The organism is Sphingopyxis sp. RIFCSPHIGHO2_12_FULL_65_19 (assembly GCF_001830555.1).
GTDB lineage: Bacteria > Pseudomonadota > Alphaproteobacteria > Sphingomonadales > Sphingomonadaceae > Sphingopyxis.
In genome coordinates this window covers 29,172-43,800 of the sequence record NZ_MIAM01000069.1, presented here as the reverse complement: position 1 = coordinate 43,800, position 14,629 = coordinate 29,172, and the positions used below count along the sequence as shown (strand labels likewise).

Sequence of the window (14,629 nt, the reverse complement as noted above, 5' to 3'; positions counted from 1 at the left end):
TTCATGCTGGATCGGCCTTTAGACTATAAACTGGATTTGCGCCCCGATGGCGCGCCGTAGCCGGAAAAAGCTGAACGCTCAATGATCGCTGTTCGCTTATTCGGCGCGCCGGCGACGTTTCACATATCAACGATCGCCCTGGAGCAGGCCCCGCTCGGCGATGCGCGCGACGACGGCATCGCGCACCGACGGCGTCACGAATTTCTGGATGTCGCCACCAAAGATCGCAATTTCCTTGACCAGCCGCGACGCGATCGGCTGGAGTCCGACGTCGGCCATCAGGAAAACCGTTTCGATCCGGTCGTTCAATTGCTGGTTCATCCCCGCCATCTGATATTCATACTCGAAATCGGCGACGGCGCGCAGTCCGCGGACGATGACGCTCGCGCCCTCGCGCTCCGCAAAGTCCATCAGCAACGAGTTGAAGCCGACGACCCGGATATCGCCGCCCAGCCCGGCGACTTCTGCCTTCACCATTGCGATGCGTTCGTCATCGTCGAACATCGGCGATTTGGTGATGTTCGTCGTTACGCCAATGACCAGCCGGTCGACCAGCTTCGCGCCGCGCCGGATGATGTCCATATGGCCGAGCGTGATCGGATCGAACGTGCCCGGATAAACCCCCACCCGCATCAACGATCCCTTTCCACGACATAGCGCGCGATGGCGCGGAGCAGCGCGGCTTCTGCGCCAAACCCCGCCAGATGCTGGATGGCCTGTTCGACAAGCAACGTCGCCTGTTCGCGCGCGCGTTCCAGTCCCATCAGCGTTACAAAGGTGGCCTTGCCCGCCGCTTCGTCCTTGTGCAGCGCCTTGCCCGCGAGTTGCTCGTCGCCCTCGACATCCATGATGTCGTCAGCGATCTGGAACGCCAGGCCGATGTCGCGGGCATAGCCGCGCAGCGGCGTGCGGCTGTCGGGCGGGATGCGCGCCAGGATCGCGCCTGCCTCGACCGAAAAGGCGATCAGCGCGCCGGTCTTGAGTTGCTGGAGCCGCGTCACCGTCGGCAGGTCGAAATTGGCGGTTTCGGCGGCGAGGTCCATCATCTGCCCGCCCGCCATACCTGCGGGACCGGCGGCGCGCGCAAGTTCGCAGCAAAGCTCACCGCGCACGAACGGATCGGCACTGGTCAGCGGATCGCAAAGCCATTCAAACGCGAGCGCATGGAGCGAATCGCCCGCGAGCACCGCGGTCGCCTCGCCGAACGCCTTGTGCGCCGTCGGCTTGCCGCGGCGCATGTCGTCATCATCCATGCACGGCAGGTCGTCGTGGATCAGCGAATAGACGTGCATCGCCTCCACCGCCGCGCCGACCCGCAGCGTCAGCGCGCGATCGACGTGGAACAGGTCGCCCGCGGCGCGAACCAGCAACGGGCGCAGCCGCTTTCCCCCGGCAATCGCGGCGTAGCGCATCGCTTCGTAAAGCGGACCGCGCGGATCGGCGGGGACGGGCAGCAACTGGTCGAACAGCCGGTCGATCCCCTCGACCACCTCGGCCTGGGTGCTCAGCAGCAATTGCGTTCCGCGCGAAATATCGCTGTCGACGGACGCCATGGCGGATCAGCTTTCGCCGAAGGATGTGGTCCCGGCCGGGCGACCGTCGGCGCCGAAGCTGACCTGCTCGATCCGCGCCTGCGCGGCGGCGAGCCGCGCCTCGCAATGACCGCGCAGCGCGTGACCGCGTTCATAAAGCGCCACCGATTCCTCCAGACTGACGTCGCCGCTTTCAAGCCGCCGCACGATCGTCTCCAGTTCGCCCATCGCGGCTTCAAACGAGAGCGATGCGATGTCAGCGGCGGCGGGGTCGAGGGTGTCCGTCATGCTCCTGCTTTGGCCCCTTCGCCCCCCCGCGGTCAAGTGCGGTCAAGCTTGACGCCAACCCGCGCCGCGATAGGCTGGCGCCATGTTCATCGGCCATTTCGCCCCGGCGCTGATCGCCGCAGCCCGTCCGGGGGCGGCGGGGCTCGGCACCTTGTTCGTTGCCGCGCAGATCGTCGACATCGGTTTTGCGGTGCTGCTGGTCCCGGGGATCGAGGCGATGCGGATCGTCCCCGGCATCACAGCGATGAACCCGATGGACCTTCACGATATGCCCTACACGCACAGCCTGCTCGGGACCTTGATCTGGGCGGCGGCTTTCGGCGCGGTCGTCGGGTTCGCCACCCGGCGAAAAGCTGCGGCGATCGGCGCCGCGCTGGTCGTCGCATCGCACTGGTTTATCGACCTGCTCGTCCATATTCCCGACCTGACCCTCTATGGCGCACCGCCGAAGTTCGGACTCGGCCTGTGGGATCATCCGCTGATAGCGATGCCGCTGGAGATTGTGCTGATCGGCGGCGCCATATTTTATTATGCGCGCCGGACCGATGCGCCGCGGGGCGACGGGCGGCTGTGGGCGCTGGTCGGCTTGCTCCTGCTGGCCCAAGCGGTCGACTGGTTCGGGCCGAAGGCGCCCGTCTATTCGCTCGCGATCCCGGCAACGATGCTGGCCGCCTATGCGCTGATCGCTGTCGCCGCAGCATGGGCGGGCGCCGGTCGTCGCGCCAGCACGACCACCGCCGCCAGAGTTTCGTGATGACCCAGCAATTCGTCGCCAGCTATGCCGCCACCGCGATCATCTTCGGCATCCTCGATGCCCTGTGGCTGCGCATCATGGTGGCAAAAATCTATCGCCCCGAAATCGGGGCGCTGCTGATGGATGGATGGCGTCCGGCGCCTGCCCTCATATTTTATGCGCTCTACATGCTGGGCATCCAGATCTTCGCGATCGCACCCGCGCTGGCGGCGGGCAAATGGCAGGTCGCGGCGCAATGGGGCGCGCTATTCGGTTTCTTCTGCTACATGACCTATGACCTCACCAACCATGCGACGATGAAAATCTGGTCGACCAAGGTAACCTTGCTCGACATCGCCTGGGGCACGTTCGCGACGGGGTTTGCTGCCGGCGCTGCGGCGTGGGCCGTGCTCGCTTGGTGGCCCGAAAGCCGCTGACCCCCATCACGCAGCGCAATCACAATTCCGTTTTTTGCAATTGCTGGCGCTCGCATCGCCAGTCATGCTGCACCGCACAAGAAGAGAGGGGCTCGAAGGCAAGTTTTGTTCAATAGACAAGGACTTGCATCATGAAAAAGATCATTCTTCCCGTCCTCGGCCTGCTCGCGCTGGTGCCGTCGGTAGCGATCGCAAAGGACGCAGCGACCAAGCGTTTCGAGCATGAAGGCGCGACGTACAGCTATACCGTCAAGCAGGTCGGCGACACCCGCGTGATCAGCGGCGTCGAGGAACGCACCGGCAAGCCGTTCACGCTGCGCGTCGGCAGTCACCGCGTCCGCGGCACCGTCGGTTCGCAGCAGGTGAGCTTCACGCTGCGCGACGTCGAGCCGCTCAAGGCCGAGACGACCACGCTCGCTTCGCGCTAATCCCTCGTTTCGACCGCAGACCCCATGATGTTTTCGCATCATGGGGTCTGTTCGTTTTGCGCTGGTGTCGCTAAAGGCGCGCCATGACTCAGCCATCGCCCGCCATCACCCCCGAAATCGTCGCCGAGCATGGGCTTTCGCCCGAGGAATATGATCGCGTCCTCGCCGCGATCGGGCGCGAACCGAACCTTGTCGAACTCGGCATCTTTTCGGTCATGTGGTCCGAACATTGCAGCTATAAAAGCTCGCGCCTTCATTTGAAGAAACTGCCGACCGAGGCGCCTTGGGTGATCTGTGGCCCCGGCGAAAATGCCGGGGTGATCGACATCGGCGAAGGGCCGGACGGCAAGAAGCTCGCCGCGATCTTCAAGATGGAGAGCCACAACCACCCGTCGTATATCGAACCCTATCAGGGCGCGGCGACCGGGGTCGGCGGCATTTTGCGCGACGTGTTCACGATGGGCGCGCGTCCGGTCGCGAACCTCAACGCGCTGCGCTTCGGCCGCCCCGATCATCCGAAGATGAAGCACCTCATCTCGGGCGTCGTCCACGGCATCGGCGGCTATGGCAATTGCGTCGGCGTCCCCACCGTCGGCGGCGAGGTCAATTTCCACAAGGCCTATGACGGCAATATCCTCGTCAACGCGATGACCGTCGGCGTCGCCGAACAGGACAAGATCTTTTATTCGGCTGCATCGGGCGTCGGCAATCCGATCGTCTATGTCGGGTCGAAAACCGGCCGCGACGGCATCCACGGCGCGACGATGGCGAGCGCGGACTTCGGCGAGGATGCCGAGGAAAAACGCCCGACGGTACAGGTCGGCGACCCCTTCACCGAAAAACTGCTGATCGAGGCGTGCCTCGAATTGATGGCGTCCGATGCGATCGTCGCGATCCAGGACATGGGCGCCGCGGGCCTGACCTCCTCGTCGGTCGAAATGGCGTCGAAGGGCGGCGTCGGCCTCCATCTCAAGATGGACGATGTGCCGCAACGCGAAACCGGCATGACAGCCTATGAAATGATGCTGTCCGAATCGCAGGAACGCATGTTGATGGTGCTGAAGCCCGGCCGCGAGGATTTCGCCGCCGCGATCTTCCACAAATGGGAACTCGACTTCGCGGTCATCGGCACCGTCACCGACACCGGGCGCATGGTGCTCGAACATCATGGCGAGATCGTCTGCGACATCCCGCTCGCGCCGCTCGCCGACGATGCGCCGCTCTACGACCGTCCGCACGTTCCGACCCCGAAGCAGCCTGCGCTGACGAACGTCCCCGAAACGCAGGACGTTGCCGCCGACCTCAAGAGGTTGATGGGCACCCCCGACATCGCCAGCCGCCGCTGGATCTGGGAGCAGTACGACAGCCAGGTCGGCGCCGACACGGTGCAGACCGGCGGCGACGCCGCGCTCGTCCGCATCCACGGCACCAACCGCGCGCTCGCCATGTCGACCGACTGCACCCCGCGCTATTGCTACGCCGACCCCGTCGAGGGCGGCAAGCAGGCGGTCGCCGAAACCTGGCGCAACATCACCGCAGTCGGCGCGACCCCGCTCGCGATCACCAATTGCCTGAACTTCGCGAACCCGCAGCGCCCCGAAATCATGGGCCAGATCGTCGGCTGCCTCGATGGGATGGCAGAGGCGTGCATCGCGCTCAACTATCCGATCGTCTCGGGCAACGTCAGCCTCTATAACGAATCCAAGGCGACCGGCGGCGGCAGCGCGATCCTGCCGACCCCCGCAATCGGCGGCGTCGGCGTGATCGAGGATCTGAACAAGGCAGTCGGCATCGGCTTCAAGCGCACCGGCGACATCGTGCTCGCGGTCGGCGAACGCGCAGGTCATCTGGGCCAGTCAGCGTGGTTGCGCGAAATCCACGGCCGCGAAGAAGGTCCGCCGCCCGAGGTGAATCTCCGCTGCGAAAAGCGCACCGGCGATTTCATCCGCCACGCGATCAACTCCGGCTGGATCACCGCCTGCCACGACGTCTCCGACGGCGGCATGGCGGTAACGCTCGCCGAAATGGCGCTGAAATCGAACATCGGCGTGCTAGTGAGCGAGGAACAGCCCTTCGGCGTCGCCGAAAGCTTTTTCGGCGAGGATCAGGGTCTCTACCTCGTCACCGTCTGCGACACCTGCCTCGCCGACTTCCTCGACGCTGCGGGCCGCGCCGACGTGCCGGTCGATCCCGTTGGCCGCACGATCAAGGACCGCATCGTGTTCGAGCTGCCCGATAGCGACCACGAAGTGACGCTCGCGGAACTGCGCGAGGCGCACGAAGGTTTCTTCCCGACGTTGATGGGAGCCGACGCGGCGCTCGCATAAAGGAAAGAGAGGGGCCCATGAGCATCCATATCGGCATCGGCGGCTGGACCTTCGAGCCGTGGCGCGGCCCCTTCTACCCCGCCGGCCTCGCGCAGAAGCGCGAACTCGAATATGCCGGTCAGCATCTGACCGGGATCGAGATCAACGGCACCTATTACGGCAGCCAGAAGCCCGAAAGCTTTGCCAGTTGGGCGGCGGCGGTGCCCGACGGCTTCAAGTTCAGCGTCAAGGCGTCACGCTTTACGACCAACCGCAAAGTCCTGGTGGACGGCGCAGCGTCGATCGAGAAATTCCTGACGCAGGGGCTGACCCGCCTTGGCGACCGGCTCGGCCCGATCCACTGGCAGTTCATGGCGACCAAGAAATTCGTGCCTGACGATTTCGCGGGCTTTCTCGACCTGCTTCCCGAGACGCAGGACGGCCTGCCGCTGCGCCACGCAATCGAGGTGCGGCACGAGAGCTTCCGCGATCCGGCGTTTGTCGAGATGCTGCGCGAGCGGAATATGGCGATCGTCTATGCCGACAGCGATGAATTTCCGTGCATCGACGAGCAGACCGCCGACTTCACCTATGCGCGGTTGCAGCGCAGCGAGGAGGATGTCGAAACGGGCTACGACGCCAAGGCGCTCGACGGGTGGGCAAAGCGGGCGAAAGACTGGGCCAAGGGCGACCGCGACGTCTATCTCTTCTTCATATCGGGCGCGAAGGTCCGCAACCCGGCGGCCGCACAGGCGCTGATCGCGAGGCTAAAATAGAGCCTCCCTGTGGCGAAGCCATGGGGAGGTGGCAGCGCGAAGCGCTGACGGAGGGGCTATGACGCCGCTCCTCCACCACTCGCTTCGCGAGCGGTCCCCCTCCCCATCGCTGCGCGACAGGGAGGATCTAATTCAAGCCGCGACGGCCTGCTGCGCCGCCAGGAAATTATACGGATCAATTCCGCGGCTGCGATAGGCGCGGTGCGCTTCCTGATACAGCGTCGGCTCGCCGATCCCCAGCCGCGCGCGCGCCGCGTCCAGCGGTTCGGCCAGCAGCGCCCGGATATCCTGCTCGATAATCGCTTTCGCGGCCTTGCCGTGGCGCTGGCCCTGACGGATCGCGCCGAACACCGGAGCATCGGCTTTCACACCGCGCTTCACTTCAAAACCACCGGCATAGGCGATGAAGAAATTGCCGTAATTGCCCGTCTGGCCGTAAGTGAAACCGAGCACGCATTGTTCACCGAGCGCGTCGCGGCCATAGCCGGTCAGGATGTGGAACAGGTCGTGCGTGTCGCGCAGGCGATTGGCATACCATTGCACCTGGTCGTCGAACTTGGGGCGGCCCATTTTGTCAGCCTCGGCCACCAGCCCCGCTGCCGACAGCCCCTCGCGCCGCATGAACGTGACATAGGCGTGGCCGACGCTGCCCTCGGGCAGTTCGTCGATCCAGCTGTGATCGTCGAGCAGGTCGGGCAGATAGGGTTCGCTTTCCATCAGCTTCCGTCCGAAATCGCTTGTCACAAAGGCGCGCGCGTCGTCCATGAAACCCTTACGCGGCAGATTTTCAAAGATGTGGAACACCTGTTCGGTGTCTTCCTTGTCCTTGATCAGCTTGCGGAAGTGCTGGAACGCCTTGAACGGGCGGAACTTCTGCGGCTGGCGATCGGGATGGGAGAAGATGGTGGGGATGGTCATGGCGGTTCCCGTGCGAATCACTGATGGTGTCCAGATAGCACTACTGACACAGATGTCAATAATGACTTAACCGCTGGACCCGGGCAATTGCCAGCTGTAATAGGTAAATAATACAGTGGAGGGCCTATGAGCGACGACCGAGAGACTGCGCCGACCCGGCTCCTCACCCTCGACGCGATGCGCGGCTTTGCCGTGATGGGCATATTGGCGATGAACATCGTCGCCTTTGCGATGCCTGAAATGGCCTATGTCTCGCCTAAGGCCTATGGCGGCGAGACATCGTCCGACATCGCCGCCTGGGCGATCGGTTTCCTGTTGTTCGACGGCAAGATGCGCGGCCTCTTTTCGATCCTGTTCGGGGCGAGCATGCTGCTGATCATCGACCGCGCCGAATCCGGCGGGCAGGACCCCAGCACGGTGCATTATCGCCGCATGGCGTGGCTCGCCGTGTTTGGACTTTGCCATTATTTCTTCATCTGGTGGGGCGACATATTGTTCCTTTATGCCGCCGTCGGCTGCATCGCCTTCGGCTTTCGCCATTGGGACGCGCGGCGCCTGATCAAATGGGCAATCGGGCTGTTCACGCTCGGCACGGTGCTGACGTCGCTGTTCTTCGGCGCGCAGCTCGCGGTCGCCAGCGCCGCCGACAACCCCGTGTCGCCGATGGCCGAGGCCGGGCGCGACGTGCGCGACGAATATGCCAAGATCGACGGCGAAGTGACCGAGGAACTCGCGCTCTATCGCGGCCCCTATCTACCGATTCTCAATTCGCGACTCGATACCGCAATCAACCCGTTCATCGGCGTGCTGATGACGATATGGGAAACGCTGCCGCTGATGATGCTGGGCATGGCGCTGTTCCGCAACGGCTTCCTCACCGGGGCGTGGACAGCCGCCGACTATCGCCGGACCGCGCGGCGCTGGTTGCTCCCTGGCGTGCTGCTCACGCTGCCGGTCGGCTGGCTCCAGTGGCGATCGGGCTTCGACTATATCGTTGGCGTCAACGCCTTCATGGGCTGGGCGGGGCCGGGGCGGTTGATGATGACGATCGCTTATGCCGCGCTGCTCATCCTGCTGATCCAGCGCCTCGGCGCCAGCGTCGGAATCGCCCGCGTCGCCGCGACGGGCCGCGCTGCCTTTTCCAACTATCTTGGCACCAGCATCGTGATGACGACGATCTTCTATGGTTATGGGTTAGGCTTCTTCGGCGACGTCGGCCGCTGGACGCTCTATCTCTGGTCCATTGCGATGTGGGCGCTCATGCTGCTGTGGTCGAAACCGTGGCTCGACCGCTATCGCTACGGCCCGCTCGAATGGCTGTGGCGCAGCCTTGCGCGCGGGCAGTTCCAACCGATGCGAAAAAATAGCTTGGGTCAGTAGCCGACGGCGCGGCCGAAACCCGCCGGGCGACGCTGGACGAGCGGGTTCGCTTCGCGCTCCAGCGCACCAAGCGTCTCTTCAAACAAGCGGCGCAGTTCGACGACGCGCGGCAGATATTCCTCGGGGCTGGTCTGGCTTTCGACGCAGCGCCGGGCAAACATTTCGATATCTTCCGACAGCGCGCCGAGTTTCTCTCCCCCGAACTGGCGCGCTTCGCTTTTCAGCGTGTGCGCGGGCATCACCAGGCCGCGCGCATCGCGGGCGCGCATCGCCTCTTCGATCGCGGCCACCGATTTGGTGCCATCTTCGCGAAAATAGCCGAGAATCCGGACAAACGCTGCCCCCAACTGGGTGCGCGTGGCGCGAAACTCATCCCAATCGACCAGGATTTCGTCCAATGCTTTTGTCCCTTGGTGTTCAAATTTGGCCGTGGTCCCAACTGCTCCATGGCGAAGTTGGGTAAAAAAGACGTTACGGTGCCAGCGACGATGCGCAGCGAAACGTCCCGCTTTGGATCAGCGTCGGACGCGCCAGCGCCCCTCGCTTGGGTCCGCGGCTCCGGCTGCAATCCGCCAGCCATGCTCTGCGGCCAGCGCCGCCACTTCGCGCCCCGCCTGCGGATCGTCGGCAATCAGCAGCACGTCGGTCGCGCCTCGCATCGCGCGCGCCAGCCGCAGCGCGGGCCAGGGGCATCGCATACCCCGTGCGTCGACGACCAGCGCACCCGATTCGTCAGCCATCATCACTCGTCATAGGGGTTGCGCGAATTGCGGAAGTTGAGCCGTACGGGTACGCCCTGAAATCCCAATTCCTTGCGCATGCCATTGACCAGATAGCGTTCGTAACTGCCCGGCAGCGCATCGGTGCGAGTGCCGAACACGACGAAGGTCGGCGGCCGCGTCCGCGCCTGCGTGATATAGCGCAGCTTGATGCGCTTGCCGCCGGGGGCCGGCGGCGGGTTGTTTTCCACCGCGCCCTCGAACCAGCGGTTCAACCGCGCGGTCGAAACACGGTTGGTCCAGATCGCGCGCTGTTCAAAGGCGACGCGGACAAGCGTGTCGATCCCCTTGCCCGTCGCGCCCGAGATGGTGAGCACAGGGACGCCCTTGACCTGGCTCAGCCCGTCGTCGAGCGCACCCCGCACGCCATTATACAGCGACGAAGGATCTTCGGCCACGTCCCATTTGTTGAGCGCGACGATCAGCGCGCGTCCTTCCTGAAGAACCCGGTCGGCGATGCGCAGATCCTGCGCCTCCAGCCCCTTGGTGGCGTCGAGCAACAGCACGACGACCTCGGCGAAATCGACCGCGTGGAGTGCGTCGGCGACCGACAATTTCTCCAGCTTGTCGACCACCTTGGCACGTTTGCGCATCCCCGCGGTGTCGAACAGCTGGATCTCGTGAACCTCGCCGTCATTTTCCCACTGCCAGTCGACGCGGATCGAATCGCGCGTAATCCCCGCCTCGGGCCCGGTAATCAGGCGGTCCTCGCCGATCATGCGGTTGATCAGCGTCGACTTGCCCGCATTCGGGCGGCCGACGATCGCCAGTTTCATCGGGCCGAGCGGCGCGTCTTCATCCTCTTCGCCGTCCGAGGGCGGCGGGAAAGCTTCGGCTTCGGCAGCGTCGAACCCCTCGACGATCGGGCGCAGCGCGTCGAACAGGTCGACGACGCCTTCGCCATGTTCGGCGCTGAGCGCGATCGGATTGTCGAAACCGAGCGAATAGCTCTCCATCAGGCCGTTCTCGCCCTGTTTCCCCTCGGCCTTGTTGACGAGGAGGATGATCGGCGTGTCCTCGCTGCGCAGCCAGCGCGCGATTTCCTCGTCGAGCGGCGTCACCCCGGCGCGGCCGTCGATCATGAACAGCGCGGCATCGGCCTCGCGCACCGCCTTTTCGGTCTGGACGCGCATTCGGCCGGGCAGGGTCGCGGCGTCATAATCCTCGAAACCCGCGGTATCGACGATGCGAAACTCCAGCCCCAGAAGCTGGCCGTCGCCCTCGCGGCGGTCGCGCGTGACCCCGGGCTGGTCATCGACCAGCGCAAGGCGCTTGCCGACCAGCCGGTTGAACAGCGTCGATTTGCCCACATTGGGCCGCCCGACAATGGCAATCGTCGCGAATCGCGACATGTCCCTATTCCTTCACCGGGCCGCCCCGGCCCGGACGCTGTATCAGCGCCAGGCCGTGATCTGCCCATCGTCCGCAAGGACGTACAAGATATTGTTCGCAACCACGGGGGGCTGCGACAACGACGATTTGAACTCGGTCGAACCGAGGAGCGATCCATCGGTCGGCGAAAATTCGGACAGCATCCCTTCGCTGTTGACCGCGATCAAACGGCCCCCGGCAAGGATCGGGCCGGTCCAACGGATCGGGTCCTTTTTCTTCTTTTCGGTCTCGACGCGGAACCGCGCGAGCTGTTGCAGCCAGCGCACCTTGCCGTTCGCGCGCGACACGCACAACAACTTGCCATCGTCGGTCATCGCATAGACCCATTCGCCGACCACATAGGGCGTCGAAATACCTGCAATCGATATTTCCCAGCTCCGCTGCCCCGTGACAAGTTCATAACTTGCCATGCGGCCGCCCTGGCCGAGCGCAAAGACCCGGCCCCGGTCGACGACCGGATCGGCATCGACGTCGGTCAGCGTCGACACCGACAGCGCCATCGATGTCCGCGCGAGCGCATCTTCCCACAGGTCGCGGCCGTTTTCATAGCGATAGGCCTGAACCTCGCCCGACGAGAAGCCAGCGACGATCGTTCCCTGCCCGGCCGCCGGCGATGCGGCGCCGAACACGCTGCCCGCCTCCATCGACGCGGTTGCCTGCCACTGCACGGCGCCGGTCGCCGCGTTGAGCGCGAAAATCTGGTTGTCCTGGCTGATCACATAGACGCCGCCGAAGGCGATCGTCGGCGCACCGCGCAGCGGACCCGCGGGCTTGACCTTCCAGATCACCGACCCGTCGGCCACATTGAGCGCCGCGACGTCGCCGACGCCGCTGGTGGCGTAGACGACATTGCCGTCGACCCCGGCGCCGCCGCCGAACAGCGAATCCTTGAAATCCTTGCCCGTGCTGCCAATTGGTGTGCGCCACAGCGGCGCGCCGGTATCGGCGGCAAGCGCGGTAACCACCGCATCGGTGTCCACGACGAACAGCCGATTGTCGGCGATCACCGGCGAGGCCGCAAGGCGCTGCTTGTTGGTGCTGCCGGCGATATTGGCCTGCCACAACTGGCTGCGCGTGGCAGCGAGCGCCGGATGGCCCATCGACTTCGACGCATTGCCGCCCGATTGCGCCCAGGCGGCGTTGACCGCCGGTTCGGGCAGCACCACGGCGATTTCTGCCGTGATCGGGTCGACCTTGATGCTGTTGTCGTTCGACAGGATCGACACGCGGTCGCCGATCGTCGGCGTCTTCGGTCCGCCGTCGCCCTTGAACACGCCGCAACCGGCGAGCGGCAGCGCGAGCAGCGCCGCATAGAGTCCGTAACGCGATGTCCGCATATTAATTGGCTTCCTCAGCTTTTCCGGCTGCCGCTGCCTTCGGCGCGGCATTGCCTTTCTGGTCCCCGGCGGCGCTTGACGCCGCCTGTTTTGTTTCGGCGGCGGCGCTGTCGGCCGCCCGGTCTGCGATGGCATCGACACCCAGCATCCCCGCCATCTGCACCGATCGCGACTGGAGCGATTTGGCAACGTCGGGCAATTTGGCGATACGGCCATACAGCGCGCCAGCCTGGTCGAACTGGCCGAGTTGGTAATGCGCGCTGGCCGTCAGTTCGGCGGCGCTGGCGAACCAGCTCGACGCCGGGTCCTTTGCGTCGACCATCGGCTTCATGCGGGCGATCACCGCTTCGGGTTTCAGCGTGTCAAATTCAAACGCGGTCTGGCGGATCAGCGCCAGGTCGCGCAGCGACTGGTCCAATTTGGTGTCGGCCGCGACCTTTGCCATCAACGCGGCGGCGGCCTTCAGGTCGCCCCCCTGCGCCTTGATGTTCGCTTCCTGCATCTGCGCCACGGCGCGATAGGCGGGATCGCCCTCGGCGGCGAGCTTCTGCAACGCGGTGGCCGCGGCCCGCGGCTGGTTCGTCTCCAGCTTTTCAAAGGCGGCGACGAGCTCCTCAGCGCGTTCGCCGCGCGCGGCTTCCTGCCGGTTGTTCCAGAACAGATAGCCGCCGAACGCCAGCAGCGCGGCCAACACACCGCCGATGATCCAGCGACCATAACGCTGCATGATCGTGTCCAGCCGGTCCTTGCGGACGGCTTCGTCGACTTCCTGCAACAGCGCGGCGTCGTTCGTCGGGCTCAGGGCCAATCAAACCTCCATATCATCATCATGGCTCTGGGCCGGTCGCTTCCTTAGCGACGGCACCGAAAAAGGCCAAGCGTTTCACTTTGCGCGGATCGCCGGGCCTTCAACCTGCGTAGGTCTGATCCTCGGTCGGGAATGAACGGGACCTGACTTCTTCGGCATAGTCCTTGACCGCGCCTTCGACGACGCTCGCCATATTGCCGTACCGTTTCACGAACTTCGGAACGCGCTCGAACATGCCGAGCATGTCGTCGGTGACCAGTACCTGGCCGTCGCACTCGGCCGACGCGCCGATACCGATCGTCGGGCAATCGACCTTGTTCGTGATCTCGATCGCGATCGATTCGAGCACGCCTTCGATCACGATCGAAAAAGCGCCCGCCTGCGCCACAGCGATGGCATCTTCGACGATCGAACGGGCTTCCTCCTCGCTCTTGCCGCGCACGCCATAACCACCAAGGATATTCACCGCCTGCGGCGTCAACCCGACATGGCCCATCACCGGGATGCCGCGCTGGGTGAGAAATTCGATCGTCGGGGCCAGCACCTTGCCGCCCTCGACCTTCACCGCGGCCGCGCCCGTTTCCTTGAGCAGCCGCGCGGCATTGTCGAATGCCTGCTGGGGACTGCCTTCATAGCTGCCGAAAGGCATGTCGACGATCACGGCGGCGTGATAGCTGCCCCGCACGACCGCGGCGCCGTGCAGCGCCATCATGTCCATCGTCACCCCGACGGTATGCGGCAAACCATAGATCACCTGCGCCAAAGAATCGCCGACCAGCAGCATGTCGCAATGCGGATCGAGCAGCTGCGCCATGCGGACGGTGTAGGCGGTCAGCATCACCAGCGGCTCGCCGCCCTTGCGCTGGCGGATGCGCGGCACGGTGAGGCGCTTCATCGGCTGCGGCGTCGGGTTCGCGCGGCTGGTCGAGGTGTCGAAGGTGAGCGTCTTGGGGAGCGTGGACATGGGGCGCGGCTTAGCGACTAAAGCGACCCGACGAAAGCGCCAAAGCCGGACGATGTCTTTCCTGATTGACTCCATGTTAAAAATATTAGACATAGAGTTCATATTATATGACATGGAGTGATGACATGACGTTTCGCGAAAAGACGCATTGGGTGTCGCTGGTGGTCATCGCGACCGCCTTTGGCTGGTATTTCTTCAGGCTGCACACCGCGCTGCCCCGCGGGCCCGGCAATATCGCGGCGAGCGGCGGATTGCTCGCCGTGGTGACCATTGGCATCATTCTGGCAATGTCGATCATCATCGGCGTGATCGCGGCGCGCAGCCCGCGGGAGGCTCACGCCGCCGCGGACGAGCGCGAGCGTGCGATCCACTGGCGCGGGACGCATTATGCCTATTATCCGATAGTGATCGGTGTCTGGCTCTGTATCGGAATGATCTTTGCAGGCTATTCGATGCCAACCTTGCTCAACACCCTGCTGGCGGTGGTGGTGCTGGCCGAAATGGTGCGCATTGGCGTGCAACTCTATCTTTATCGCCGGGATGGCTGAGCG

17 protein-coding genes are annotated in these 14,629 nt (G+C 64.3%); 7 read left to right on the top strand and 10 right to left on the bottom strand.

Translation table 11 applies throughout. From position 1 onward, the window contains the following. Positions 1-126: 126 nt before the first annotated feature. Genes coaD through A3E77_RS18780 form a run of 3 tightly spaced genes read right to left on the bottom strand, consistent with a single transcriptional unit; the run spans position 127 to position 1,820 of the window. Positions 127-633, bottom strand: coding sequence for a pantetheine-phosphate adenylyltransferase (gene coaD / locus A3E77_RS18790; RefSeq protein ID WP_293648992.1), 507 nt, complete (start codon positions 631-633; stop codon positions 127-129). Then, positions 633-1,553, bottom strand: a complete 921-nt coding sequence (locus A3E77_RS18785) for a polyprenyl synthetase family protein (RefSeq protein WP_293648989.1) — start codon at positions 1,551-1,553, stop codon at positions 633-635. The genes coaD and A3E77_RS18785 overlap by 1 nt, the downstream gene beginning before the upstream one ends. Before the next feature lie 6 nt (positions 1,554-1,559). Further along, a complete protein-coding gene (locus A3E77_RS18780) occupies positions 1,560-1,820 on the bottom strand; it encodes an exodeoxyribonuclease VII small subunit (protein ID WP_293648986.1) in 261 nt (86 codons plus the stop codon). Between the two features lie 82 nt (positions 1,821-1,902). On the opposite strand from A3E77_RS18780, the gene A3E77_RS18775 reads away from it, so the two are divergent. From A3E77_RS18775 to A3E77_RS18755, 5 genes are all read left to right on the top strand, one after another. Further along, complete coding sequence (locus A3E77_RS18775) at positions 1,903-2,574, top strand: hypothetical protein (protein WP_293648983.1); 672 nt, start codon at positions 1,903-1,905, stop codon at positions 2,572-2,574. Then, complete coding sequence (locus A3E77_RS18770; RefSeq protein ID WP_293648980.1) at positions 2,574-2,990, top strand: DUF2177 family protein; 417 nt, start codon at positions 2,574-2,576, stop codon at positions 2,988-2,990. The genes A3E77_RS18775 and A3E77_RS18770 overlap by 1 nt, the downstream gene beginning before the upstream one ends. 131 nt (positions 2,991-3,121) lie before the next feature. Beyond that, a complete protein-coding gene (locus tag A3E77_RS18765; RefSeq protein WP_293648978.1) occupies positions 3,122-3,418 on the top strand; it encodes a hypothetical protein in 297 nt (98 codons plus the stop codon). 83 nt (positions 3,419-3,501) lie between these two features. Beyond that, positions 3,502-5,745, top strand: a complete 2,244-nt coding sequence (gene purL / locus A3E77_RS18760) for a phosphoribosylformylglycinamidine synthase subunit PurL (protein ID WP_293648976.1) — start codon at positions 3,502-3,504, stop codon at positions 5,743-5,745. A gap of 17 nt (positions 5,746-5,762) precedes the next feature. Then, complete coding sequence (locus tag A3E77_RS18755; protein WP_293648973.1) at positions 5,763-6,500, top strand: DUF72 domain-containing protein; 738 nt, start codon at positions 5,763-5,765, stop codon at positions 6,498-6,500. Between the two features lie 132 nt (positions 6,501-6,632). Here A3E77_RS18755 and A3E77_RS18750 read toward each other — a convergent pair whose 3' ends face one another. Continuing rightward, positions 6,633-7,418, bottom strand: a complete 786-nt coding sequence (locus tag A3E77_RS18750) for a Coq4 family protein (protein WP_293648970.1) — start codon at positions 7,416-7,418, stop codon at positions 6,633-6,635. A gap of 126 nt (positions 7,419-7,544) precedes the next feature. Here A3E77_RS18750 and A3E77_RS18745 point away from each other — a divergent pair, with 126 nt between their 5' ends. Continuing rightward, the gene (locus tag A3E77_RS18745) at positions 7,545-8,798 is read left to right on the top strand and encodes a DUF418 domain-containing protein (RefSeq protein ID WP_293648967.1); all 1,254 of its coding nucleotides are present in this window, start codon (positions 7,545-7,547) and stop codon (positions 8,796-8,798) included. On the opposite strand, the gene A3E77_RS18740 is transcribed toward A3E77_RS18745, so the two are convergent. The 6 genes from A3E77_RS18740 to panB all read right to left on the bottom strand — a co-directional run bounded on the left by A3E77_RS18740 (position 8,792) and on the right by panB (position 14,078). After that, the gene (locus A3E77_RS18740) at positions 8,792-9,196 is read right to left on the bottom strand and encodes an Hpt domain-containing protein (RefSeq protein WP_293648964.1); all 405 of its coding nucleotides are present in this window, start codon (positions 9,194-9,196) and stop codon (positions 8,792-8,794) included. The two genes, A3E77_RS18745 and A3E77_RS18740, sit on opposite strands and share 7 nt — an antisense overlap. Positions 9,197-9,313: 117 nt before the next feature. After that, on the bottom strand, positions 9,314-9,538 hold the full coding sequence (locus A3E77_RS18735; protein WP_293648961.1) for a sulfurtransferase TusA family protein: 225 nt from the start codon (positions 9,536-9,538) through the stop codon (positions 9,314-9,316). A 2-nt stretch (positions 9,539-9,540) separates the two neighbouring features. After that, positions 9,541-10,929 carry a ribosome biogenesis GTPase Der gene (gene der / locus A3E77_RS18730; protein ID WP_293648958.1) on the bottom strand — a complete coding sequence of 463 codons (1,389 nt, stop codon included), beginning with the start codon at positions 10,927-10,929 and terminating at the stop codon, positions 9,541-9,543. Between the two features lie 42 nt (positions 10,930-10,971). Next, a complete protein-coding gene (locus A3E77_RS18725) occupies positions 10,972-12,306 on the bottom strand; it encodes an outer membrane protein assembly factor BamB family protein (RefSeq protein ID WP_293648955.1) in 1,335 nt (444 codons plus the stop codon). 1 nt (position 12,307) lies between these two features. Next, positions 12,308-13,114, bottom strand: a complete 807-nt coding sequence (locus A3E77_RS18720) for a tetratricopeptide repeat protein (protein ID WP_293648952.1) — start codon at positions 13,112-13,114, stop codon at positions 12,308-12,310. A gap of 100 nt (positions 13,115-13,214) precedes the next feature. Then, complete coding sequence (gene panB / locus A3E77_RS18715; RefSeq protein ID WP_293648950.1) at positions 13,215-14,078, bottom strand: 3-methyl-2-oxobutanoate hydroxymethyltransferase; 864 nt, start codon at positions 14,076-14,078, stop codon at positions 13,215-13,217. Positions 14,079-14,203: 125 nt separating this feature from the next. Between panB and A3E77_RS18710 the strand changes: the two genes are divergently transcribed. Then, complete coding sequence (locus A3E77_RS18710) at positions 14,204-14,626, top strand: hypothetical protein (RefSeq protein WP_293648948.1); 423 nt, start codon at positions 14,204-14,206, stop codon at positions 14,624-14,626. Positions 14,627-14,629 lie beyond the last annotated feature (3 nt).

Excerpts from the sequence above, each read along its gene's own strand:
- coaD (WP_293648992.1), bottom strand. The coding sequence starts at position 633 with ATGCGGGTGGGGGTTTATCCGGGCACGTTCGATCCGATCACGCTCGGC.
- A3E77_RS18785 (WP_293648989.1), bottom strand. The coding sequence starts at position 1,553 with ATGGCGTCCGTCGACAGCGATATTTCGCGCGGAACGCAATTGCTGCTG.
- A3E77_RS18780 (WP_293648986.1), bottom strand. The coding sequence starts at position 1,820 with ATGACGGACACCCTCGACCCCGCCGCCGCTGACATCGCATCGCTCTCG.
- A3E77_RS18775 (WP_293648983.1), top strand. The coding sequence starts at position 1,903 with ATGTTCATCGGCCATTTCGCCCCGGCGCTGATCGCCGCAGCCCGTCCG.
- A3E77_RS18770 (WP_293648980.1), top strand. The coding sequence starts at position 2,574 with ATGACCCAGCAATTCGTCGCCAGCTATGCCGCCACCGCGATCATCTTC.
- A3E77_RS18765 (WP_293648978.1), top strand. The coding sequence starts at position 3,122 with ATGAAAAAGATCATTCTTCCCGTCCTCGGCCTGCTCGCGCTGGTGCCG.
- purL (WP_293648976.1), top strand. The coding sequence starts at position 3,502 with ATGACTCAGCCATCGCCCGCCATCACCCCCGAAATCGTCGCCGAGCAT.
- A3E77_RS18755 (WP_293648973.1), top strand. The coding sequence starts at position 5,763 with ATGAGCATCCATATCGGCATCGGCGGCTGGACCTTCGAGCCGTGGCGC.
- A3E77_RS18750 (WP_293648970.1), bottom strand. The coding sequence starts at position 7,418 with ATGACCATCCCCACCATCTTCTCCCATCCCGATCGCCAGCCGCAGAAG.
- A3E77_RS18745 (WP_293648967.1), top strand. The coding sequence starts at position 7,545 with ATGAGCGACGACCGAGAGACTGCGCCGACCCGGCTCCTCACCCTCGAC.
- A3E77_RS18735 (WP_293648961.1), bottom strand. The coding sequence starts at position 9,538 with ATGGCTGACGAATCGGGTGCGCTGGTCGTCGACGCACGGGGTATGCGA.
- der (WP_293648958.1), bottom strand. The coding sequence starts at position 10,929 with ATGTCGCGATTCGCGACGATTGCCATTGTCGGGCGGCCCAATGTGGGC.
- A3E77_RS18725 (WP_293648955.1), bottom strand. The coding sequence starts at position 12,306 with ATGCGGACATCGCGTTACGGACTCTATGCGGCGCTGCTCGCGCTGCCG.
- panB (WP_293648950.1), bottom strand. The coding sequence starts at position 14,078 with ATGTCCACGCTCCCCAAGACGCTCACCTTCGACACCTCGACCAGCCGC.
- A3E77_RS18710 (WP_293648948.1), top strand. The coding sequence starts at position 14,204 with ATGACGTTTCGCGAAAAGACGCATTGGGTGTCGCTGGTGGTCATCGCG.